This window comes from Cupriavidus nantongensis (assembly GCF_041726985.1).
Classification (GTDB): domain Bacteria; phylum Pseudomonadota; class Gammaproteobacteria; order Burkholderiales; family Burkholderiaceae; genus Cupriavidus; species Cupriavidus nantongensis_A.
In genome coordinates this window covers 3477394-3496938 of record NZ_CP168303.1, presented here as the reverse complement: position 1 = coordinate 3496938, position 19545 = coordinate 3477394, and the positions used below count along the sequence as shown (strand labels likewise).

At 69.1% G+C, this 19545-nt stretch carries 14 protein-coding genes; 10 read left to right on the top strand and 4 right to left on the bottom strand.

Features of this window, described 5'->3' with window-relative positions:
- Positions 1-67: 67 nt before the first annotated feature.
- The 7 genes from ACEI37_RS27415 (at position 68) to ACEI37_RS27385 (ending at position 8384) form a co-directional block, all read left to right on the top strand.
- Positions 68-673 (top strand): hypothetical protein, encoded by a 606-nt coding sequence (locus ACEI37_RS27415; RefSeq protein WP_373378899.1) that lies wholly within the window; start codon positions 68-70, stop codon positions 671-673.
- Positions 674-680: 7 nt separating this feature from the next.
- Positions 681-2276: a GMC family oxidoreductase N-terminal domain-containing protein gene (locus ACEI37_RS27410; RefSeq protein ID WP_373378898.1), complete on the top strand. Its 1596-nt coding sequence runs from the start codon at positions 681-683 to the stop codon at positions 2274-2276.
- 272 nt (positions 2277-2548) lie between these two features.
- On the top strand, positions 2549-3523 hold the full coding sequence (locus tag ACEI37_RS27405) for a TetR/AcrR family transcriptional regulator (RefSeq protein ID WP_373378897.1): 975 nt from the start codon (positions 2549-2551) through the stop codon (positions 3521-3523).
- Between the two features lie 206 nt (positions 3524-3729).
- Positions 3730-4629 carry a DUF1571 domain-containing protein gene (locus tag ACEI37_RS27400; protein ID WP_373380327.1) on the top strand — a complete coding sequence of 300 codons (900 nt, stop codon included), beginning with the start codon at positions 3730-3732 and terminating at the stop codon, positions 4627-4629.
- 159 nt (positions 4630-4788) lie between these two features.
- Positions 4789-6144 carry a DUF2957 domain-containing protein gene (locus tag ACEI37_RS27395; RefSeq protein WP_373378896.1) on the top strand — a complete coding sequence of 452 codons (1356 nt, stop codon included), beginning with the start codon at positions 4789-4791 and terminating at the stop codon, positions 6142-6144.
- Positions 6145-6178: 34 nt separating this feature from the next.
- Positions 6179-7462, top strand: a complete 1284-nt coding sequence (locus ACEI37_RS27390) for a DUF2957 domain-containing protein (RefSeq protein WP_373378895.1) — start codon at positions 6179-6181, stop codon at positions 7460-7462.
- An 82-nt stretch (positions 7463-7544) separates the two neighbouring features.
- Positions 7545-8384 (top strand): OmpW family protein, encoded by an 840-nt coding sequence (locus ACEI37_RS27385; protein ID WP_373378894.1) that lies wholly within the window; start codon positions 7545-7547, stop codon positions 8382-8384.
- 214 nt (positions 8385-8598) lie between these two features.
- Here the strand turns inward: ACEI37_RS27385 and ACEI37_RS27380 are convergent, their stop codons facing one another.
- The 3 genes from ACEI37_RS27380 to ACEI37_RS27370 all read right to left on the bottom strand — a co-directional run bounded on the left by ACEI37_RS27380 (position 8599) and on the right by ACEI37_RS27370 (position 14555).
- Positions 8599-10077 (bottom strand): efflux transporter outer membrane subunit, encoded by a 1479-nt coding sequence (locus ACEI37_RS27380; protein ID WP_373378893.1) that lies wholly within the window; start codon positions 10075-10077, stop codon positions 8599-8601.
- Between the two features lie 2 nt (positions 10078-10079).
- Positions 10080-13232 (bottom strand): efflux RND transporter permease subunit, encoded by a 3153-nt coding sequence (locus tag ACEI37_RS27375; protein WP_373378892.1) that lies wholly within the window; start codon positions 13230-13232, stop codon positions 10080-10082.
- A gap of 72 nt (positions 13233-13304) precedes the next feature.
- Complete coding sequence (locus tag ACEI37_RS27370) at positions 13305-14555, bottom strand: efflux RND transporter periplasmic adaptor subunit (protein WP_373378891.1); 1251 nt, start codon at positions 14553-14555, stop codon at positions 13305-13307.
- Between the two features lie 630 nt (positions 14556-15185).
- On the opposite strand from ACEI37_RS27370, the gene ACEI37_RS27365 reads away from it, so the two are divergent.
- Positions 15186-15929 (top strand): TetR family transcriptional regulator, encoded by a 744-nt coding sequence (locus ACEI37_RS27365; protein ID WP_373378890.1) that lies wholly within the window; start codon positions 15186-15188, stop codon positions 15927-15929.
- Between the two features lie 31 nt (positions 15930-15960).
- Here the strand turns inward: ACEI37_RS27365 and ACEI37_RS27360 are convergent, their stop codons facing one another.
- On the bottom strand, positions 15961-17163 hold the full coding sequence (locus ACEI37_RS27360) for an ABC transporter substrate-binding protein (protein ID WP_373378889.1): 1203 nt from the start codon (positions 17161-17163) through the stop codon (positions 15961-15963).
- A gap of 202 nt (positions 17164-17365) precedes the next feature.
- Here ACEI37_RS27360 and ACEI37_RS27355 point away from each other — a divergent pair, with 202 nt between their 5' ends.
- Positions 17366-18040, top strand: a complete 675-nt coding sequence (locus ACEI37_RS27355; protein ID WP_012354366.1) for a response regulator — start codon at positions 17366-17368, stop codon at positions 18038-18040.
- 1 nt (position 18041) lies between these two features.
- Positions 18042-19511 carry a sensor histidine kinase gene (locus ACEI37_RS27350; protein ID WP_373378888.1) on the top strand — a complete coding sequence of 490 codons (1470 nt, stop codon included), beginning with the start codon at positions 18042-18044 and terminating at the stop codon, positions 19509-19511.
- Positions 19512-19545: the final 34 nt, after the last annotated feature.

Genomic DNA, 19545 nt, shown 5'->3' with positions numbered 1-19545 from the left:
AGCGTCAATGCGGGCCTGCCCGCCCGCACAGCACACCGAAGACAAGAAACTGACGCAAGGAGACCCGATGCGCCCCAACCCCCATCACCGCCACGCGGTGGCCGATGCCGATGCGCTGCACGCGCTGACGCGGCGCGGCTTCCTCAAGGTAGGCCTTGGCTTCTCGGCCGCGCTGACGTGTACCGCGCTGGTCCCGTCGCTGGCCGGCTGCTCGTCCGCCGATCCCGCCCCGCAGGCGGGCATGTCGTTCCTGCGCCCGGACGATGTGGCGATGTTCCGCGCGCTGCTGCCGGCCATCGTCACCGAACTGGCGGAGGCCCCGCCGCCGCGCCGGGCGTCATTGGAGCACGACGCACTGCGCAATATCGACACCACCTGCGCCGCGATGGGCGCGGGCGCGCAGGCCGAGCTGCGCAAGCTGTTCGGCCTGCTGGCCAGCACGCCGCTGCGCTGGGCGCTGGCCGGCATCCGCCAGCACTGGAGCGTCGCCACGCCGGCGCAGGTGCAGGCCTTCCTGGCGCGCTGGCGCGCCAGCCGCCTGGCCACGCTCAATGCCGGCGCGGTGGTGCTGGTCAAGCTCACCAGCGTGGGCTACTACGCGCTGCCGGCCGCCTGGGCCGGCAGCGGCTATCCCGGCCCCGACGCGGCCATCTACCGGGCGCTGCACGCCTGACCCCGCCATGGCCATCGACAATCTCTACGATGCCGGCATCGCCGCCGGCTGGAACGTCCTCGATGCCAGCACCCTCACCGCCACGCGCACGCTGGATGCCGACGTCGTCATCGTCGGCAGCGGCGCGGGCGGCGGCATCAGCGCCGAGGCGCTCAGCCGCGCCGGCCTGCGCGTGGTGCTGCTGGAAGAAGGCGCGCTGCGCACCTCGGACAGCTTCCGCGACATGGACGAGAACCGTGCCTACCGCGAGCTGTACCAGGAGGCCGCGGCGCGCACCACCGCCGACGGTGCCATCGCCATCCTGCAGGGCCGCGCGGTGGGCGGCAGCACCACGGTCAACTGGTCGTCCAGCTTCCGCACGCCGCCGCAGACGCTGGCGCACTGGGCCGCGCACCATGCCGTCACGGGCCACAGCGAGGCCGAGATGGCGCCATGGTTCGACAAGGTCGAGGCCCGCCTGGGCATCGCACCATGGGCGATGGCGCCGAACCCGAACAACGACGTGCTCAGGCGCGGCTGCGAGACGCTGGGCTGGGAGTGGCACGTGATCCCGCGCAACGTGAAAGGCTGCTGGAACTCGGGCTATTGCGGCTTCGGCTGCCCGGTCAATGCCAAGCAGTCGATGCTGGTGTCGACCATTCCCGCGGCGCTGGCCAGCGGCGCAACGCTGGTGCACCGCGTGCGCGTGCGCACGCTGGACCATGATGGCACGCGCGTGCGCTCGGTCACCGGCGAAGCGCTCGGCGCCGATGGCCATACGCCGACGGGCGTCGGCGTGGTCGTGCGCGCCCGGCACGTGGTCGCCGCCGGCGGCGCCATCAACACGCCGGCATTGCTGCTGCGCTCGCGCGTGCCGGACCCGCATCAGCGGCTGGGCGTACGAACATTTATCCATCCGGTGAATATCAGCATCGCCAAGATGCCGGAGCGCATTGATCCTTATTATGGCGCGCCGCAGTCCATCGCCTCCGACCACTTCCAGTGGAAAGACGGCGCGACCGGGCCGATCGGCTACAAGCTGGAGGTGCCGCCGATGTTCCCCGGCATCAGCGCGGGCGTGGTCAACGGCGTCGGCGAGGCGCTGCGCCACGATATGGCGCAGCTGCCGCATACCAACGCGATGCTGGCGCTGCTGCGCGACGGCTTCGTGCCGGACAGCCCGGGCGGACGTGTGCGCCTGGCGGCCGACGGCAGCCCGCTGCTCGACTACGAGATGACGGACTACGCCTGGGACGGCGTGCGGCGCGCGTGGCTGAGCATGGCGCAGGCGCAGTTCGCCGCCGGCGCAGAACGGGTGCGGCCCGCGCACCTGGACGCCACCGAATACCGCAGTTGGCCCGAAGCGCGCGACGCCATCGCGCGGCTGCCGCTCAAGCCGTTCCGCACCGCGCTGTTCACCGCGCACCTGATGGGCGGCTGCGGCATGAGCGACGACCCGCGCGGCGGCGTGGTCGACAGCCGCGGCCGCCATCACCAGTTGGCCAACCTGTCGGTGTTCGACGGCTCGGTGTTCCCGACCAGCGTGGGGGCGAACCCGCAATTGTCGGTGTTCGCGCTAAGCGCGCAGAACGCCGACGCGCTGGCGCAAAACCTCACGTCATGATGGATTCGCGCGAGGTCGACACCGCCTTGTCCGGCTGCGCCGCCATGCGGCCAGCGTGCCCGTTGCATGCCGCCGCGGACAATGCCGTGCGATGGCCCACACAACCTCGGTTTTTAGAATGTCCATTCCAATTCAGGTCTTGTGAAACGCCCGAAGCCGTGGATAGGCTTCGTACAGCTGTTTCAAGCATCCGTATGCCGTCAGAGCAGGGAGCGGACAGCGCAGCAAATTGCACAGGGGTTTATCGCGGTACAGAAGAGAGAAGCGCCCCCATGAAGACCGGCAAAAGCTCGGCAGGAGACACCAAGGCCCGGATTCTCGACGCCACGGAAAAGCTGTTCACCGAGGTCGGCTACGAGGCCACCTCGCTCAGGCAGGTCACGTCGCGCGCCATCGTCAACCTGGCCGCCGTGAACTACCACTTCCGCAGCAAGGACATCATGATGCACGCCGTGCTGAGCCGGCGCCTGGACCCGCTCAACGCGCGGCGCCTGGCGCTGCTCGATGCGTGCGAAGCGCGCTGGCCCGGCCACGCCATCCGCTGCGAGCACGTGATGGGCGCGCTGTTCGTGCCCGCGCTGCAGATGGCGCGCGACCCGGCGGTGGGCGGGCCGTCGTTCCTGCGGCTGCTGGGACGCGTGTATTCCGATACCTCGCCCTTTATCCAGCAATACCTGTTGGAGCACTATGCGCCGGTGTACGGCCGCTTCTTCGATGCCTTCGCGCGCGCCATTCCGGCGCTGCCGCGGCATGAGCTGGGCTGGCGCCTGCAGTTCGCGCTCAAGGCGCTGGCCGGCGTGCTCGCCGGCGAGGAACTGGCCAGCCTGCTGCCCGCGTTCACGCAGGGCCGCCAGATGAGCGATGCGCACGTGCTGGCGCAGCTCACCGCGATGGTCGAGGCCGTGCTGAACGTGGCTCAGCCCGGCGCGGACCAACTCTCGGCGCTGCAGTCGGTGTTCGAGCTGGGCGAAGAGCAGCAGCACGCGGGGCAGCACAGCGAGCAGCGCGCCAGCGGCCCCGCCAATGATCCGGATGCCAGTGTGGCCGCGATCGCGGCCACCATGGACGAGGCGGCCAGCCATGCCGCCGCCGCCCTCGGCAAGGCCCGCACCAGCGCACGCATCGTGCGCAATGCGGGCACCAAGCGTGCCGCCGTGACCAGCGTGCCGGTGCGCGCGCGCGAGCACACCGCGAGCTTTCCCAGCAACCCGCTGGATGACTGGATGCGAATGCGCACCAGGACTTAGCGGCACGCGCCGCCGCCGGTTACCGCCGGCACGGCGCCGCCGCGCTCGCACAACCTGAACCGACGATCCACCCAGCGGGGCCGCGCCGCGGCCCCGTGGACCCGTGCGCCCGCCAGCGCTGCGGTGACCCTGTTCGCTTTGCCCGTCTTGAGGAGGAAGCTGCCGTGTCCATCCATCCGCCGACCCAACCATCCAATCGATCATCGATCAAACTGCGCCGCCTTGCCGCCATCACCGGCGCCGTCATCGGCCTGCTGGCTGCGCCGCTGGCGTATCCGCCCGTGGCCATGGCCCAGCCTGCCAGCGCTGCCGCCGCTGCCGCCATAACCGGCACGGCCTATGACGGCCTGCCCTCGGCCCAGCAGGCCGCGCTATTTTCGCGCCAGGTCGCCAGCGGCGAGCTCGCGCGTCTGTCCGATGCGCAGGTGCTGGCCGTGTTCCAGGCACTGCAGCCCGATGCGCTGCTGAAATGGGCACGCGCCGAGATGAACCGCTATCCCGAATACGAATACTGGATGTCGCGCCAGGAGCGGCTCAACGGCCAGTGGCAGGAGCAGCCGGCGAAGATGCAGATCCGCTACCGCCATGCGCCGCGCCAGCTCTATGCGAAGTGGCTGCCGGGCGGCGCGCAGGCGGGCCAGGAGATCCTCTACGACGAGACCCGCCGCAAGGACGAGATGTACGGCCACCTGGGGGGCGTGCTGGGCTTTACCTCGATGTGGATCGCGCTGGACGGCTCGCTGGCGCGCTCCCAATCGAACCATACCGTGCGCGACCTGGGCTTCCAGTACGTGCTGTCGATGCTGGAGCGCGACGCGAAATCGCTGCGCGCCGCCGGCCTGTCCGAGAAATACGGCAAGGCCGAGATCGTGCAGGAGCAGGGCGTACGCATGGTGGCGCTGACATGGGACCTGCCGGCCGGCGCGCCGCAGTACTACGCCAAGCGGGTGCAGCTGATGCTGGACCTGAAGCATCCGTATATCCGCGTGGAAACCGCGTGGGATGCCGACGGCAACATGGTCGAGAAGATCGTGTTCGACAAGCTGGTGCGCAAGACCTTCGAGGCCTCGGCGTTCGACCCGGCCAATCCCGAGTATCGCTTCTGAGGCGGCACACGTCGCGCGCGGCCGCGCCCGTTTGGAACGGCCGCTCTATTGACGCTGAAACCCGCGCGCGGCGACAGTCGCCGCACACGACAGGATCCGGACGCAGAGCCGGACGACCGATCCGGCAACAGGGGTCGCCAACAAAACAGGAGACAGGCAATGACCATGTCGAGGCTTTGGCGCAGGACTTTGGTAGTGACAGGGGTGAGTGTTGCCGCGGCGCTGGCCGGCTGCGGTGGCGGCGGCGGCGATGAGGACGCGCCGCGCGCCGGCACGCAGGCGCCGCCGCAATGCGCGGACACCGGCACGTGCCCGGCGCAAGGGCCGGTCACCATCGGCGGCCCGCCCGGATCGCTGTGCCCGGCGGCGCTGGACTACGGCACCACCTTCACCGGCGGCTCCGGCGCGGGCGAGCTGGTGAAGCTGCGTTTCGATACCGCGGCGCGCACCTACCAGCTGGAGATCATCGAGTCGCCGGTGCCGAAGCAGCCCGGCAGCGTCAGCCCGACGCGCGCGGGCGTGACCTTCACCGGCACCTTCGCCAACCTGACCTCGCTGCCCACCGCCGAGCAGAACCGCTGCGCGGTGGCGCTGCAGACAGCCACGGCATCGGACGGCGTCTCGCAGGCGAAGATCGACAGCGCCAAACCACCTGTGATCTTTCTCGGCAACGGCGTCGCCGGCGGCGGCATCCCCGGCGCCACCATCTCCTATCCGGGCGTGCTCGGGCTGGGCGCGATCCCGGCCACCACGTTCCCGTTCTACCCGGTGCTGGCGTTCGCGCAGACCGAGACCGACTTCACCAAAGTGGCCGGCAGCTACAACCTGCTGGGCTACCACCAGGTGCCGTCCGGCGGCACGCTGACCGCCTCGAGCCACTTCACGCCCGCCACCGCGCAGACCACCGAAACGCTCCACGCCGACGGCAGCTGCACCACGGCGAGCGGCAGCTGCCTCAGCACCGGCAACAACTGGAAGCTGCGCAGCGCCGACGGCGCGTTCGAAAGCGGCAATGCCGACGGCAGCCGCCGCTATCCGTCGTTCCACAGCCAGGCCATCACCGCTAACAACGCCAGCCGCGCCAAGGGCCTGATGGTGGTGGGCAAGCTCAACGGCGCGCTGGTGCCGCTGCTGGTGCGCACCGGCTATGCGCAGATCTCGCTGCTGCCGCTGACGGTCAATGTCGACGATGAATCCGGGCTGGCACTGATGGCGCCGGCCACGACCGTTGCCAGCGGCCAGCTCGACGGCGGCTATATCGGCTCGGGCAGCGACTTCGTCTACACCGCGTCGCTGGTCAAGGGCGCGCGCGTCGACCTGCTCGACCCGATGACGATGAACCAGACCGGCGGCTTCCAGCTCGACTTCACCCAGGCCGCGGCGGGATTGGTGACCACTACCGACAACAGCGGCACCACCGGTGCGCTGATTGCGAGTGGCCGTGTGTTCAGCCACTTGTCAGGCACCAGCGGCAGCAGCCCGACCTTCCGTGTCGGCGTGCTCGCGGCACCCTGATCGCAGCCCAGACAAAAGCAACGAGGAGACAACCATGCAGCCCCAACGAAACAACCTGCCGCGGGCGCCGCGCCCAGCGACCGTGCCGGCGCGCGCATTGGCCGCGGCCGCCACCGCCATGCTTGCCGCCTGCGGCGGTGGCGGCGGCGGCGACGACGCCCCCGCCACGCCGACGGCCGCGCAGACGCGCCTGTGCCCCGCATCGCTGGACTACAACACCACCTTCACCGGCGGCACCGGCTCCGGCGAACTGGTCAAGGTGCAGATCGACACCACCCGCATGACCTGGCAGGTGACTTTCCTCGATTCGTCGGTGCCGCGCCAGACCGGCACCGTGCAGCCCACGCGCAGCGATCCCACCAATGGCCTGAACGTGATGCGCGGCACGCTGAAGGCCGAGACCGGGCTGCCCACCGAAAAGCTGAACCAGTGCGCGTTCGAGCTGAGCGGCGCCAGCCTCGATCCGAACCGGCCGGCCAAGCTCTTCGTCGGCGAAGGCGTGGCGGGCGGCACCATCCCCGGCGCGCGGATCCAGTTCAACGGTGTGCTCGGGGCCGGGGCGGTGCCCGATACCACCTTCCCGTATTTCCAGTTCATCGGCTTCGCGCAGACCGAGACCGACCTGTCGAAGATCGCCGGGCAATACAACGGCACGGGCTTCCACGAGGTGCCGTCCAAGCAATTCCAGACGATCGCGCAGGACTACCGCATGGCGCTCGCCGCCGACGGCTCGTTCACGGTCTGCGACAACGCCACCAACACCTGCGAGCGCAAGGGCAACAACTTCGTGCCGCAGCCCAGCGGCGCGCTGCTGTCGACCAACTACAAGGCCGAGAGCCAGCCGCCCACGCTGGGCAGCACGCTGGGCAAGGCCTACCTGATCGTCGGCAAGCTGCGCGGCCAGCTGGTGCCGATCATGATCCGCGTGGGCTATGCCAACGACTCGCTCGCCAACGGGCCGCTGGGCGCCGACGACGAGATCGGCATCGGCATGATGGCGCCCGCGGTGGCGGTCACCGAGGGCACGGTCAATGGCGAGTACGTCGGCGTCGACAGCAACTTCAACTACCGCGTGACAGCACTGGTGGGCGCCGCCGCGACCATGATGGATCCGTTCCGGCCGTCCGATGCGTCGCTGGCGATCCCGTACCGGCTGGACTTCGCGCAGCAGGTGCCGGGCGTGGTCCGCACCTCGCGCCGCGAGGCGCCGGCGGGCTCGGCGCCGACCGGCAAGCTGATGTTCACCGGCGGCGTGTTCGGCTTCCTGGAGCAGCGCGACAACGGCCCGTACTTCACCGTCGGCGCGTTCGTGCAGTAAGCCGGCCCAGGCCCGGGGCCATCGCAGCCCCGGCGCTTTTACCCATGCATCTACCAGTGACTTCACTGACCGGGGACACAACATGAAGACCTTGCACCTGACGCTTGCGCTGGTGCTGGCCGCGCTGGCCAGCACCGCCGTGCCTGCCCACGCCCAGAAGAAGGGCGACAACGTGGTCTCGGCCGGCTGGTTCCATATCCGGACCCACGGCCAGAGCGATCCGCTCACCACCTCGCTGCTGGACGTGCCGATCAACTACCCACTCGGGCTGCCGTCGAGCTTCACCGCTCCCGGCAGCAGCATCTCGTCGTCAAACGCCAATACGCTGGGGCTGACCTTCAGCCACTTCGTCACAGACCATATCGCCATCACCGCGGTGGGCGGCATCCCGCCCGAGTTCAAGCTCTATGGCCACGGCGAGCTGATCCCGCCCGGCCCGGCCGGCGCGCTCGGCCGCCAGAGCCTGGGCGACCCGTCGCTGAACCCGATCATCACCAAGGCGCGCCAGTGGAGCCCCGCGGCGATGGTGCAGTACCACTTCCTCGAGCCGGGCACGCGCTTCCGGCCGTTCCTGGGGCTCGGGGTCTCGTACAACTTCTTTACCAACATCGAAGTCAATCCGGCCTTCGCCAACTCGGTCAACAACAACCTCGGCGCCATCCTCGCCGCGGGCGCGGGCATTCCGGGGCCGACCTCGGTCAGCGCCGATGCCTCGTCGTCGTGGGCGCCGGTGTTCAACATCGGCGGCACCTACAACTTCGACGAGCATTGGGGGCTGACCGCGGCGGTGACCTACATCCCGCTGAAGACCACCTCGACGATGACGATCAAGGCAGCCAACGGCACGGTGCTGTCGACCTCGAAGACCAAGCTGGAGCCGAATCCGCTGGTGTTTTTTGTGGCGGCTTCGTATAAGTTCTGAGGACTTCAAATCCCGACGGTGTACTCCCTCTCCCGCTTGCGGGAGAGGGTTGGGGAGAGGGCGGGAGCCTCTACGAAGTCCAGGCGGTCGCAATTGCCAGCGCCGGCCCTCTCCCCCGGCCCCTCTCCCGCAAGCGGGAGAGGGGAGCAAACCCGCAAATAAAAACGACGCGCCAGGGCGCGTCGTTTTTCGTTACGGCAGCAGTGGCGCCACCTTACTGCGTCACCGTCCCCTGCTGCGCCGGCGCCTGCTGCGCCACCGCACTGCTCTCCTGCAACCCACCCCCCAGCGACCGGTACAAATCGATCGCATTGTTCAGCCGCAGCTGCCGCGCCTGCACCAGTGCCTGCTCGGCCGTGAACAACTGGCGCTGCGCATCGAGCTCGTCCAGGTAGCTGGCCACGCCGCTGCGGAAGCGCAGCCGCGACAGCTCGTAGCGCGCGGCTTCGGCGTTGCGCACCGCTTCCTGGCCGGAAACCTGGTCTTCCAGCGTGCCGCGTGCCACCAGCGCGTCCGCCACTTCCGCGAAGGCCGTCTGGATGGTCTTCTCGTAGTTGGCGACCTGGATGTTCTTGCGCACGTTGGCCAGGTCCAGGTTGGAGATATTGCGGCCGAAGTCGAAGATCGGCAGCACCAGCTGCGGCGCGAACGTCCACGCGTGCGTGCCGGCATCGAACAGACCCGAGAAGCTGGGGCTGATGGTGCCGGCGCTGCTGGTCAGCGTGATGCGCGGAAAGAACGCCGCGCGCGCCGCGCCGATATTGGCGTTGGCCGAGCGCAGCTGCTGCTCGGCCTGGCGGATATCAGGACGCTGCTCGAGCAGGTCCGACGGCAGCCCGGGCGGGATATCGCTGATGATGCGCTCGTCCGACAGGCGCATCGGCTCGGGCAGGTTCTCGATGCTGCCGATGGGCTTGCCCACCAGCACTTCGAGCGCGTTGTGCGCCTGCGCGCGCTGGCGCGCCAGTTGAGCCGCGGCGACGCGGGCCTGCGCCACCAGCGACTCGTTGTCGCGCAGGTCCAGCGCCGATGTGGCGCCCGCCTCGAAACGCTGCCTGGCCAGGCCATAGGTGCTTTCGCGCGCCTTCAGCGTGTCGCGGGCGATCTCGTACTGCTCGGCGTAGGAACGTTCGGCCAGGTAGGCCTTGGCCACTTCCGACACCAGCGAAATCTGCGCCGAGCGGCGGGCCTCTTCGGTGGCGAAGTACTGCGCCAGCGCGGCATTGGAGAGGCTGCGCACGCGGCCGAAGAAATCGAGCTCGTAGGCGCTGATGCCGACGCCGGCCTGGTAGCTGCTGCCGGTGAAGTCCGTGCCGGTGATCGATTGCGATGCCGGCGTACGGCCGCGCGTGAACGCGGCGGTGCCGTTCACCGTAGGCAGCAGGTCGGCGCGCTGCACCTGGTACAGCGCCCGTGCTTCCTCGATGCGCAGCGCCGCGGTGCGCAGGTCGCGGTTGTTTTCGAGCGAGGTCGCGATCAGCGCCTGCAGGCGCGGGTCGCGGAAGAACTCGCGCCAGCCGATGTCGGCGGCGCGGCGGGTTTCGCCGCTCTTCACCTCGGCCGTGGCATAGCCTTCGGGCGCGGTCGGGAAGCTGTCTGCCACCGGCGGGGCAGGGCGGTCATAGTGGGGTGCCAGCGTGCACCCCGTCAGAACGCCGGCCACCAGCAGCAGTGTGGTCAGAGTCTTGGTCATGTTCAGATTTCCTCTTGGGGGTCGTGCCACTTCTGGTCCAGCATGCGCTGGCGGGCACTGCCCTTGAAGCGCTTGCGCACCACCACGAAGAACACCGGCACCAGGAAGATCGCCAGCACCGTGGCCGTGATCATCCCGCCCATCACGCCGGTACCGATGGCGCGCTGGCTGCCCGAGCCAGCGCCGGTGGCGATCGCCAGCGGCAGCACGCCCAGGATGAACGCCATCGACGTCATCAGGATCGGGCGGAAACGCAGGTGCACCGCTTCCAGCGTGGCTTCGATCAGGCCCTTGCCCTGCGCCTGCAGGTCCTTGGCGAATTCCACGATCAGGATGGCGTTCTTCGCCGACAGGCCGATGGTGGCGATCAGGCCCACCTTGAAGTACACGTCGTTGGGCATGCCGCGCAGCGTCACGCCCAGCAGCGCGCCGAGCACGCCCAGCGGCACCACCAGCAGCACCGAGAACGGGATCGACCAGCTTTCATACAGCGCGGCCAGGCACAGGAACACGATGATCAGCGACAGCGTGTACAGGATCGGTTCCTGCGAGCCGGCCAGGCGTTCTTCGTACGACTGGCCGGACCACTCGAAGCCGAAGCCCGGCGGCAGCTTGGCGAAGTTCTCCTCCATCACGCGCATGGCTTCGCCGGTACTGCGGCCCGGCGCGGCCTGCCCCGCCAGCTTCACCGCCGGCATGCCGTTGTAGCGCTCCAGGCGCGGCGAGCCCATCACCCACTTGGAGGTCGCGAACGCCGCGAACGCCACCATGTCGCCATTGCTGTTGCGCACGCGCAGCTTGGTCAGGTCGTCCGGCAGCCGGCGGTCGGCGCCCTCGGCCTGCACGATCACCTTGCGCACCCGGCCTTCGTAGATGAAGTCGTTGACGTAGTTGGAGCCGAAGGCGATCGACAGCGTCGAGTTGATGCTCGCCACCGTGACGCCGAGCGCCTTGGCCTTCTCGCGGTCGATGTCGATCTGCAGCTGCGGCGCGTCTTCCTGGCCTTCCGGGCGCACGCCCATCAGCACCGGGCTCTGCGCGGCCATGCCGAGCATCATGTTGCGCGCTTCCATCAGCTTGGCGTGGCCCTGGCCGGTGCGGTCCTGCAGGCGGAAGTCAAAGCCCGAGGAGTTGCCCAGCTCGGAAATCGCCGGCGGATTGAGCGGGAAGATGATCGCGTCCTTGATGAACGAGAGCGCGCCGAAGGCACGGCCGACCAGGTCCTGCGCGGTCTCGCCGTCGCCGGTGCGCTCCTTCCAGTCCTTCAGGCGCACGAACGCGATACCGCCGTTCTGGCCGCGGCCGAAGAACGAGAAGCCCGCCACCGTGATCATCTGGTCCACCACCTTGCTTTCCTTCTGCAGATAGTAGTCCTCGATCTGCTTGAGCACGCCGATGGTACGGTCCTGGGTGGCGCCGTTGGGCAGCTGCACCACGGTGATCATGTAGCCCTGGTCTTCGTCGGGCAGGAACGACGACGGCAGGCGCTGGAACAGCACCACCACGCCGGCGATGATGACCGCGTAGATGATCAGGTAGCGGCCGGTGCGCTTGAGGATGCGCGCCACCACGCTCTGGTAGCCGGTCGAGGCCGTGGCAAAGGTGCGGTTGAACCAGCCGAAGAAGCCCTTCTTCTCATGGTGATGGCCCGCTTCCACCGGCTTGAGCATGGTCGCGCACAGCGCCGGGGTCAGCGTCAGCGCCAGCAGCGCCGAGAACGCCATCGAGGCGATCAGCGACAGCGAGAACTGGCGGTAGATGTTGCCCACCGAGCCCGAGAAGAACGCCATCGGGATAAACACCGCGGTCAGCACCAGCGTGATGCCGACGATGGCGCCGGTGATCTGGCCCATGGCCTTGCGCGTCGCTTCGCGCGGCGACAGGCCTTCCTCGCTCATGATCCGCTCGACGTTCTCGACCACCACGATGGCATCGTCCACCAGGATACCGATGGCCAGCACCATGCCGAACATGGTCAGCACGTTGATCGAGAAGCCAAATGCCAGCAGCGCGCCGAAGGTGCCCAGCAGCGCGATCGGCACCACCAGCGTCGGGATGATGGTGGCGCGGAAGTTCTGCAGGAACAGGAACATCACCAGGAACACCAGCACCACGGCTTCGAGCAGGGTCTTGATCACTTCTTCGATCGAGATCTTGACGAAGGCCGAGGTGTCGTACGGCACCGAGTACTCGTAGTCCGCCGGGAAGTTCTTCGACAGCTCTTCCATCTTGGCGCGCACCGCGGTGGCGGTGGCGAGCGCGTTGCCGGTCGGGGCCAGCTTGATAGCGATGGCCGCCGACGGCTTGCCGTTGGTGCGGGCCTGGGTCGAGTAGTCGGCGCCGCCCAGTTCCACGCGGCCGACGTCCTTGATGCGCACCGACGACCCGTCCGGGTTGGTGCGCAGCAGGATGTTGCCGAACTGTTCCGGCGTGGTCAGCCGGCTTTCGGTGGTGACGGTGGCGTTGAGCTCGGTGCCCTTGGGCGAGGGCGTGCCGCCCAGCTCGCCCACGGCGACCTGGATGTTCTGCTCGCCCACCGCGGCGGTGACGTCGGTCGGGGTCAGGTTGAAGCCGGTCAGCTTGGCCGGGTCCAGCCAGATCCGCATGGCGTACTCGGTGCCGAACAGGTCGGCCTGGCCCACGCCGGGCACGCGGCGGATCGAGTCGATCACCTGCGCCGAGACGTAGTTGCCGAGCTGGATCGCGCTGGCCGTGCCGGACTTGGACGACACGGTCAGGAACATCATGTAGTTGTTCCCGGCCTTGTCGACGCGCACGCCCTGCTGGCGCACTTCGGCCGGCAGGCGCGCTTCCACGCGCTTGAGTCGGTTCTGCACCTCGACCGAGTTCAGGTCGACGTTCGAACCCGGGGCAAAGGCGATGGTGATGCTGGCCAGGCCGGACGACTCGCTGGTGGAGCTGTAGTAGAGCAGGTTGGGGGCGCCGTTAAGCTCCTGCTCGATCACCGAAGTGACGGAATCCTCCAGCGTCTTGGCCGACGCACCCGGATAGGTGGCGGTGACCGAGATCGTCGGCGGGGCGATGTTCGGATATTGCGCGATCGGCAGCTGCAGGATCGACAATATGCCGCCCAGCACGATGATCAGCGCGAGCACCCACGCGAACACCGGCCGGTCGATAAAAAACTTGGCCATAAGACTGGCTCCCTCTTTGTCTAGCCCTGTGGGCCGCGGCGGCTGGCGTCAGCTGCCGTGGCCCGGCGGTGTTCAGCCTTGCTTGCCCTCGGCCTTCGCTTCCTGCTTCGCTTCGGCCTTGGGCGCCGAGGCGGGAGCGGCGGAAGCCGCGGTCGGGGTCGCGGCCGGTGCCGAGGCGCCGGCCTGAACGAACGGCACGGCCTTGGCGGGCGCGCCCACCTTGACCTTCTGCAGGCCCTCGACGATCACCTTCTCGCCGCCCTTGAGGCCTTCGGTCACGATCCAGCGGTCACCGATCGCCTGCGGCGCCTTGACCGGCACCGCCGCGACGTTGCCGTCGGCCCCCACCACCATCACGCTGGCGCCCTGGGCGCCGCGGATCAGCGCGCGCTGCGGCACGGTCAGCGCGTTCTCATCCACGCCCTGCTCGATCTTCACGCGCACGAAGGTGCCCGACAGCAGTTCGCGGTTCGGGTTGGGGAACTGCGCGCGCAGCGTGATCGCGCCGGTGGTCGGGTCGACCGTCATATCGGAGAACAGCAGCTTGCCGGTCTGGGCATACTCGCGCCCGTCCTCGACGAACAGGTGCACGCGGGCGCCGCCGTTCATGCCCTTGACCGCGCCGGACTCGATCGCGCGGCGCAGCCGCGTGACTTCCGAGGCCGGCTGGGTGAAGGTGACCCACATCGGGTCGACCTGCTCCACCAGCGCCAGCTTGGTTGCCTCGCCCTTGCCGACCAGCGCGCCTTCGGTCACCAGCGCGCGGCCGGCGCGGCCGCTGATCGGCGCGGTCACGGTGGTGTAGCCCAGGTTGATCTGGGCGGTGCGCACCGCCGCCTTGGCCGAGGCCACGTCGGCATTGGCCTGGCCGGCGGCGGCGACGGCGTCGTCGTACTCCTGCTTGCTGACCGCGTTGACCGCCACCAGCGGCTTGTAGCGGTCGGCCTTCAGGCGCGCCGACACGGCGTTGGCTTCGGCCCGCTGCAGCGCGGCCTGGGCCGAGGCCAGTTCGGCCTGGTAGGGCGCGGGGTCGATGCGGAACATGACCTGGCCGGCCTTCACTTCGCCGCCTTCGGTGTAGTTGCGCGAGAGCACGATGCCTTCGACGCGCGCGCGCACTTCGGCCGTGCGCACGCCTTCCAGGCGGCCCGGCAGTTCATTGACGACGGCGACCGGCGACGGCGTCACGGTGACCACGCCCACTTCAGGCGGCGGCGGGGCGCCGCCCTCGGCCTTCTTGTCGCCGCAGGCGGACAGCGCCACGGCCGACAGGGCCGCTAGTGCACAGGCTGCAACGCGACTGATACGTTGGGACTTCCTCATCGATAACCCCATGATGGCAATTTGAGATCCGCCGTGGCGCCCCGGCCTGTCATCGGACAAGCGGGAACGACATGGCGCGCCGCAAGGCTTTGCGGCGGGCAAAAGCGTGATGCTAGCCACAAATCGCGGCGTCGCGGTGACGATTGCGACGAACGGTGGCTTTTATGTAACGACTGGATAAATTGACCGGCTGGACTGCGGCAGGAGTGCCCGCCGTGCTGGGTAGGTCACAGAGGGCGGCTGGCCGAATGCCGGGCAAGGGCGTATTATATATACATTCAAGCATGTATGTTAAGTTGATGTTGCGGAAGGGCCTTTCGGCGCACAACCTGCGCGAAAAGGCACGGCAAGACGCAAGACCATGCCGCTCCATTGATCGGATCGGTACGAAATGCGTCCAATCCGCCCCGGATCACGGCGCAAACCGCCGGCTCGGGTTAGGATGCGCGCCGTCGTGTCGGCTCGCAAGCTTGGCAACGCCCATCATGTGATGACAACGACCCGCCGGAGCCCACGCTACCGGCATGTGCGGCTGCCATGGCAGCCGCATCAGGGAGAGAACCAACCAGGCCCGGCCATGCGCGCCAGATCGCCACCGATCGCGCCATGCCGCCGGCACCAGAGACAATCATGGTCAGACGCACCAAGGAAGAGGCGCTCGAGACGCGCCACCGGATACTCGACGCGGCCGAAGCCGTGTTCCACGCCCGCGGCGTGGCACGCCCCTCGCTGGCCGACATTGCCGAGGCCGCGGGGGTGACCCGCGGCGCGATCTACTGGCATTTCAAGAACAAGAGCGATGTATTCGCCGCCATGTGTGACCGCGTCCATTTGCCGGTGGAAGCGCTGATCGAGCCGGAGCGGCTCGCGCGCCAGGAAGACCCGCTCGGCGGCATCCGCGACATCTGCGCCTATGTGATGCGCCAGACCGTGATCAACCCACGCTGGCGCCGGGTCTTCGAGATCATCTTCCACAAGTGCGAGATGGTGCAGGACAACGGCGCCATCTTCGAGCGCCAGCGCCAGTCGCACCAGGAGGGTCTGGTCAAGATGCGCGAACACCTGCGCCTGGCGCTGGAGCGCGGCCAGTTGCCCGCCGACCTGGACCTGGACCTGGCCGTCAACGCCTTCCATGCCGCGGTGGGAGGGGTGCTGGCGCACTGGCTGTTCTCGCCGCAGGACTTCGACCTCGACCTCAATGCCGAGCGCCTGTCCGACGCCTTCATCGATACCCTGAAGTTTTCCCCGGCGCTGCGCCACGGCTACGTGCCGCGCCCGATGGCCGAGCTGGACCAGGAACTGTCCACGCTGTGCCGGCAGGCCTGTGGCAGCGCGCAGGACGGCGGCCTCGATGCCCCCGACCTGGTGCCCTGAGCCCCCGCCGCGGAGGTTCGCGGCGGCAGCGCTAGCCGCGCATCGCCTCGCGCCAGCGCGCCAGGAACGCGCGCTTGCGCATGGTGTCCTGCGCCGCCAGCAGGCCCGGGCCGACGCTGATCGGCTTGAGCGCGTAGCCTAGCCGCTCGGACAACGCCGCGGCCGTGTGCACGCTGTCGGTATCAGTGCGGATCGTATAGAGCTGCGAGGTCGACTTGGCCAGCACCGCCTGGCCCTCGCGCGACAGCAGGTAGTCCAGCCACAGCCGCGCCGCATTCGGCCGCGGCGCACGCCGCGCGATAAAGGCCACACGCGACATCACCAGCGTGTAGTCGCTCGGCGCGATCACGTCGATCGCCGCGCCGCGCTGCATCAGCGACAGCGCATAGGAACCCAGCAGGTTGTAGCCCATCACCAGCTCGCCGCTTGCGATGCGCTCGATCATCTCCGCGGTCGACGCCGACAGCTGCACCCCAGCCCGCCCGAGCGCCTGCGCCAGGTACCAGAACTCGCTGCCCATGCGCGCGTCCTGCTGCGCCAGCAGGTAGCCCACCCCCGAGCGCTCCACGTCATAAGTCACCACCTTGCCGTGCCAGCGCGGCGCGTGCTCCTGCAGCAGCCGCGCCAGCCCGCTGCGGCTGCGCGGCGGACGCATGCCGGCCAGGTGATGGCGGTTGTAGACGATCACCGCGGGCTCGAAGGTGGTGCCCCAGGCCTCGTCGCGCCACACCGCCCAGCCCGGCAGGCCGGCGCGCTCGGGCGAGGCGTAGCGCTGCGCATGGCCATCGTTGACCAGCTTGATCTGCAGGTCCATGGCGGTGCTCCACAGCACATCAGCAAAGATGGCGCGCGGCTCCGGCGGCCGGCCGGACAGCGCCGCGGTCTCGGCCAGGAAGCGCTGGTTGAGCTCGACCGTGTTGAGATCCTGGTAATGCACGCGGATGCCGGGGTAGCGCGACTCGAACGCGGTGATCAGCGGCTGCGCCACCTTCAGGTCGGTCGACGCGTACACCGTGACCATGCCTTCGCGGAGCGCGCCGGCAATGGTGGCGTCGTACCCCGACGGATAACCCGGCGGCGCTGCCGGCGGCCGGGACTGGGCATGAAGGGGCCAGGCGGCGCCACCCAGCAGCGCGGCGCCCAGCAGGCGGCGGCGCTGCCCCGAAGCGGGCGAAGCGCAGTCGGTCAGGCACGGCTGGGAAAGTTGGGACGGCTGGGACGAACGCGGCGACACGGTGCTCGGGACGGAGGGACTGCCGATGCCGCCGGTGACGCGGCAAGCGCGCCGGGAGCGGCGGGGCGAGGGTATTATAGGCGCCCGCGGCGAGCGCGCTCCATCGGTGCTGCTCCCGGTTTTGCGGACGCTTTCCAGGCCTTGTTCACGCGTGTGCGCGCCGCAACTAACATAGAACCAACCGGCACAGGAGGAGACCGGCATGCGCATCCTGCTGGTGGAGGATGAAGTCGAACTGGCACGCTGGGTCGCCCGCGCGCTGGAGCAGGGCGGCTTTGTGATCGAGCACGTCGCCGACGGCCTGCAGGCCGAGGCGCGCCTGCAGGCCGAGGAATACGACGCCGTGCTGCTCGACCTGCGTCTGCCCGGCAAGGATGGGCTGGCCGTGCTCAAGTCCATGCGCGGGCGCGACGACCGCACCCCGGTACTGATCCTGACCGCGCAGGACACCCTGGACGAGCGCGTGCGCGGCCTGAACCTGGGCGCCGACGACTACCTGCCCAAGCCCTTCGCCATTGCCGAGCTGGAAGCGCGGCTGCTGGCGCTGATCCGCCGCAGCCGCGGGCGCGCCCATCCGCGCCTGCAGTGCGGCACGCTGGTGTTCGACGGCGAGACCCGCAGCTTCACGCTGGGCGGCGCGCCGCTGGCGCTGACGCCGCGCGAATCGACCCTGCTGGGCGCGCTGCTGGCGCGCAGCGGCCAGCCGCTGACCAAGGCGCAGCTGCTCGACAAGGTGTTCTCGCTCGACGCCGACGTCTCCCCCGATGCGATCGAGGTGCTGGTCTACCGGCTGCGCAAGAAGCTGGCCGGACACGGGGTCACCATCGTCACGCTGCGCGGCTTCGGCTACCTGCTGGAGCCGGAGGCGAAGGGCTGAGATGCGGCACCCGGTGCTGCTGTGGCGCCGCGGCAGCCTGCGCCGGCAACTGCTGTTGCTGCTGCTGCCGGCGCTGGCGGCGATGATGGCGCTCGACACCTGGCTCACCTACGGCACCCTGCGCGACGCCGCCAACACTGCCTACGACCGCTCGCTCTACGGCTCGATCCGCGCCATCGACAATGCCATCGGCATGGCCGGCGACAACGTCCAGCTGACGCTGCCCGACGCCGCCATGGAGATCTTCGAGACCGCGGCGCAGACCCATGTGTTCTACCGCGTCTCGACCGAGCGCGCCGGCCAGGTCGAGACCGTGACCGGCTACAGCGACCTGCCGCTGCCGCGCGGCCCGCTGATCAACAACCAGCCGCGCTTCTACGACGCCGAATACCTGGGCGAGGCCGTGCGCATTGCCGCGATGGCGCGCCCGGTGTACCGGCCCGACGCGCGCATGCGGGTGATCATCCAGGTGGCCGAGACCGCCGAGCCGCGCAGCGCGCTGATCGGCGCGGTGTGGCGCAGCGCGCTGGCGCGCGACCTGCTGCTGATCCTGCTCAGCGCCGCGATCCTGGTGGGCGGCGTCACCTACGTGCTGCGCCCGCTGGCGCGCGTGCGCGACGACGTCGAGGCGCGCTCGCCCGAGGACCTGACCCCGCTCGCGTTCGAGCGCGTGCCCGCCGAGGTGCGGCCGCTGGTCGATGCGGTCAACCTGCACGTGTCGCGCTCGGCCGCGATGGCGCAGTCGCAGGCGCAGTTCATCGCCGATGCCGCGCACCAGTTGCGCACCCCGCTGGCCATCCTCAAGACCCAGGCCGAGTACGCCCAGCGCCAGCTCAACGCGCCCGACCCCGAGGCCGCGCGCGCCGCCGCCGGCGAAGCGGTGGGCGGCATCGTCACGCAACTTGAACAGGCCGCGCGGCTGACCAACCAGCTGCTGGCGCTGGCGCGGGTACGCCAGCATCGCGCCGACGCCGCGCAAGCTGGCCAGGGCAGCGAGGGCGGCGAAGGCATCGACATCATCGATGCCGTCACCGTGGCCGAGCAGGTCGCGCTGGACTACCTGCCGCTGGCGCGCGGCAAGCAGCAGGACTTCGGCTGGGAGCCGGTGCCGGGACTGGCACTGCCGGTGCGCGCCGACCCCGCGCTGCTCCGCGAGGCGCTGGCCAACCTGGTCCACAACGCCATCCAGTACTCGCCGCGCGGCAGCCGCATTACGCTGTCGGCGACGCGTGTGGGCGATCACGCCTGCCTGGTGGTAGAGGACGATGGGCCCGGCATCCCGGCCGAGGAACGCGAGAAGGTGTTCGCGCGGTTCTATCGGCGGGTGGGGAATGCGGAGCCGGGCTCGGGGCTTGGGCTGGCGATCTCGCGCGAGATGGCGGCGCGGTTTGGCGGGACGGTGGAACTGGGCGAAGGCGGGCAGGGTACCGGGGTGCGGGCGGTGTTGAGGTTGCCGGTGGAGGCTGGCTAGGTTTACGACGGGTCCGGACGTGCGCGGATTTGGG

Bases quoted from the DNA above. Each gene is read 5' to 3' on its own strand.
- ACEI37_RS27415 (WP_373378899.1), top strand. From the start codon at position 68: ATGCGCCCCAACCCCCATCACCGCCACGCGGTGGCCGATGCCGATGCG.
- ACEI37_RS27410 (WP_373378898.1), top strand. From the start codon at position 681: ATGGCCATCGACAATCTCTACGATGCCGGCATCGCCGCCGGCTGGAAC.
- ACEI37_RS27405 (WP_373378897.1), top strand. From the start codon at position 2,549: ATGAAGACCGGCAAAAGCTCGGCAGGAGACACCAAGGCCCGGATTCTC.
- ACEI37_RS27395 (WP_373378896.1), top strand. From the start codon at position 4,789: ATGACCATGTCGAGGCTTTGGCGCAGGACTTTGGTAGTGACAGGGGTG.
- ACEI37_RS27390 (WP_373378895.1), top strand. From the start codon at position 6,179: ATGCAGCCCCAACGAAACAACCTGCCGCGGGCGCCGCGCCCAGCGACC.
- ACEI37_RS27385 (WP_373378894.1), top strand. From the start codon at position 7,545: ATGAAGACCTTGCACCTGACGCTTGCGCTGGTGCTGGCCGCGCTGGCC.
- ACEI37_RS27380 (WP_373378893.1), bottom strand. From the start codon at position 10,077: ATGACCAAGACTCTGACCACACTGCTGCTGGTGGCCGGCGTTCTGACG.
- ACEI37_RS27375 (WP_373378892.1), bottom strand. From the start codon at position 13,232: ATGGCCAAGTTTTTTATCGACCGGCCGGTGTTCGCGTGGGTGCTCGCG.
- ACEI37_RS27370 (WP_373378891.1), bottom strand. From the start codon at position 14,555: ATGAGGAAGTCCCAACGTATCAGTCGCGTTGCAGCCTGTGCACTAGCG.
- ACEI37_RS27365 (WP_373378890.1), top strand. From the start codon at position 15,186: ATGGTCAGACGCACCAAGGAAGAGGCGCTCGAGACGCGCCACCGGATA.
- ACEI37_RS27355 (WP_012354366.1), top strand. From the start codon at position 17,366: ATGCGCATCCTGCTGGTGGAGGATGAAGTCGAACTGGCACGCTGGGTC.
- ACEI37_RS27350 (WP_373378888.1), top strand. From the start codon at position 18,042: ATGCGGCACCCGGTGCTGCTGTGGCGCCGCGGCAGCCTGCGCCGGCAA.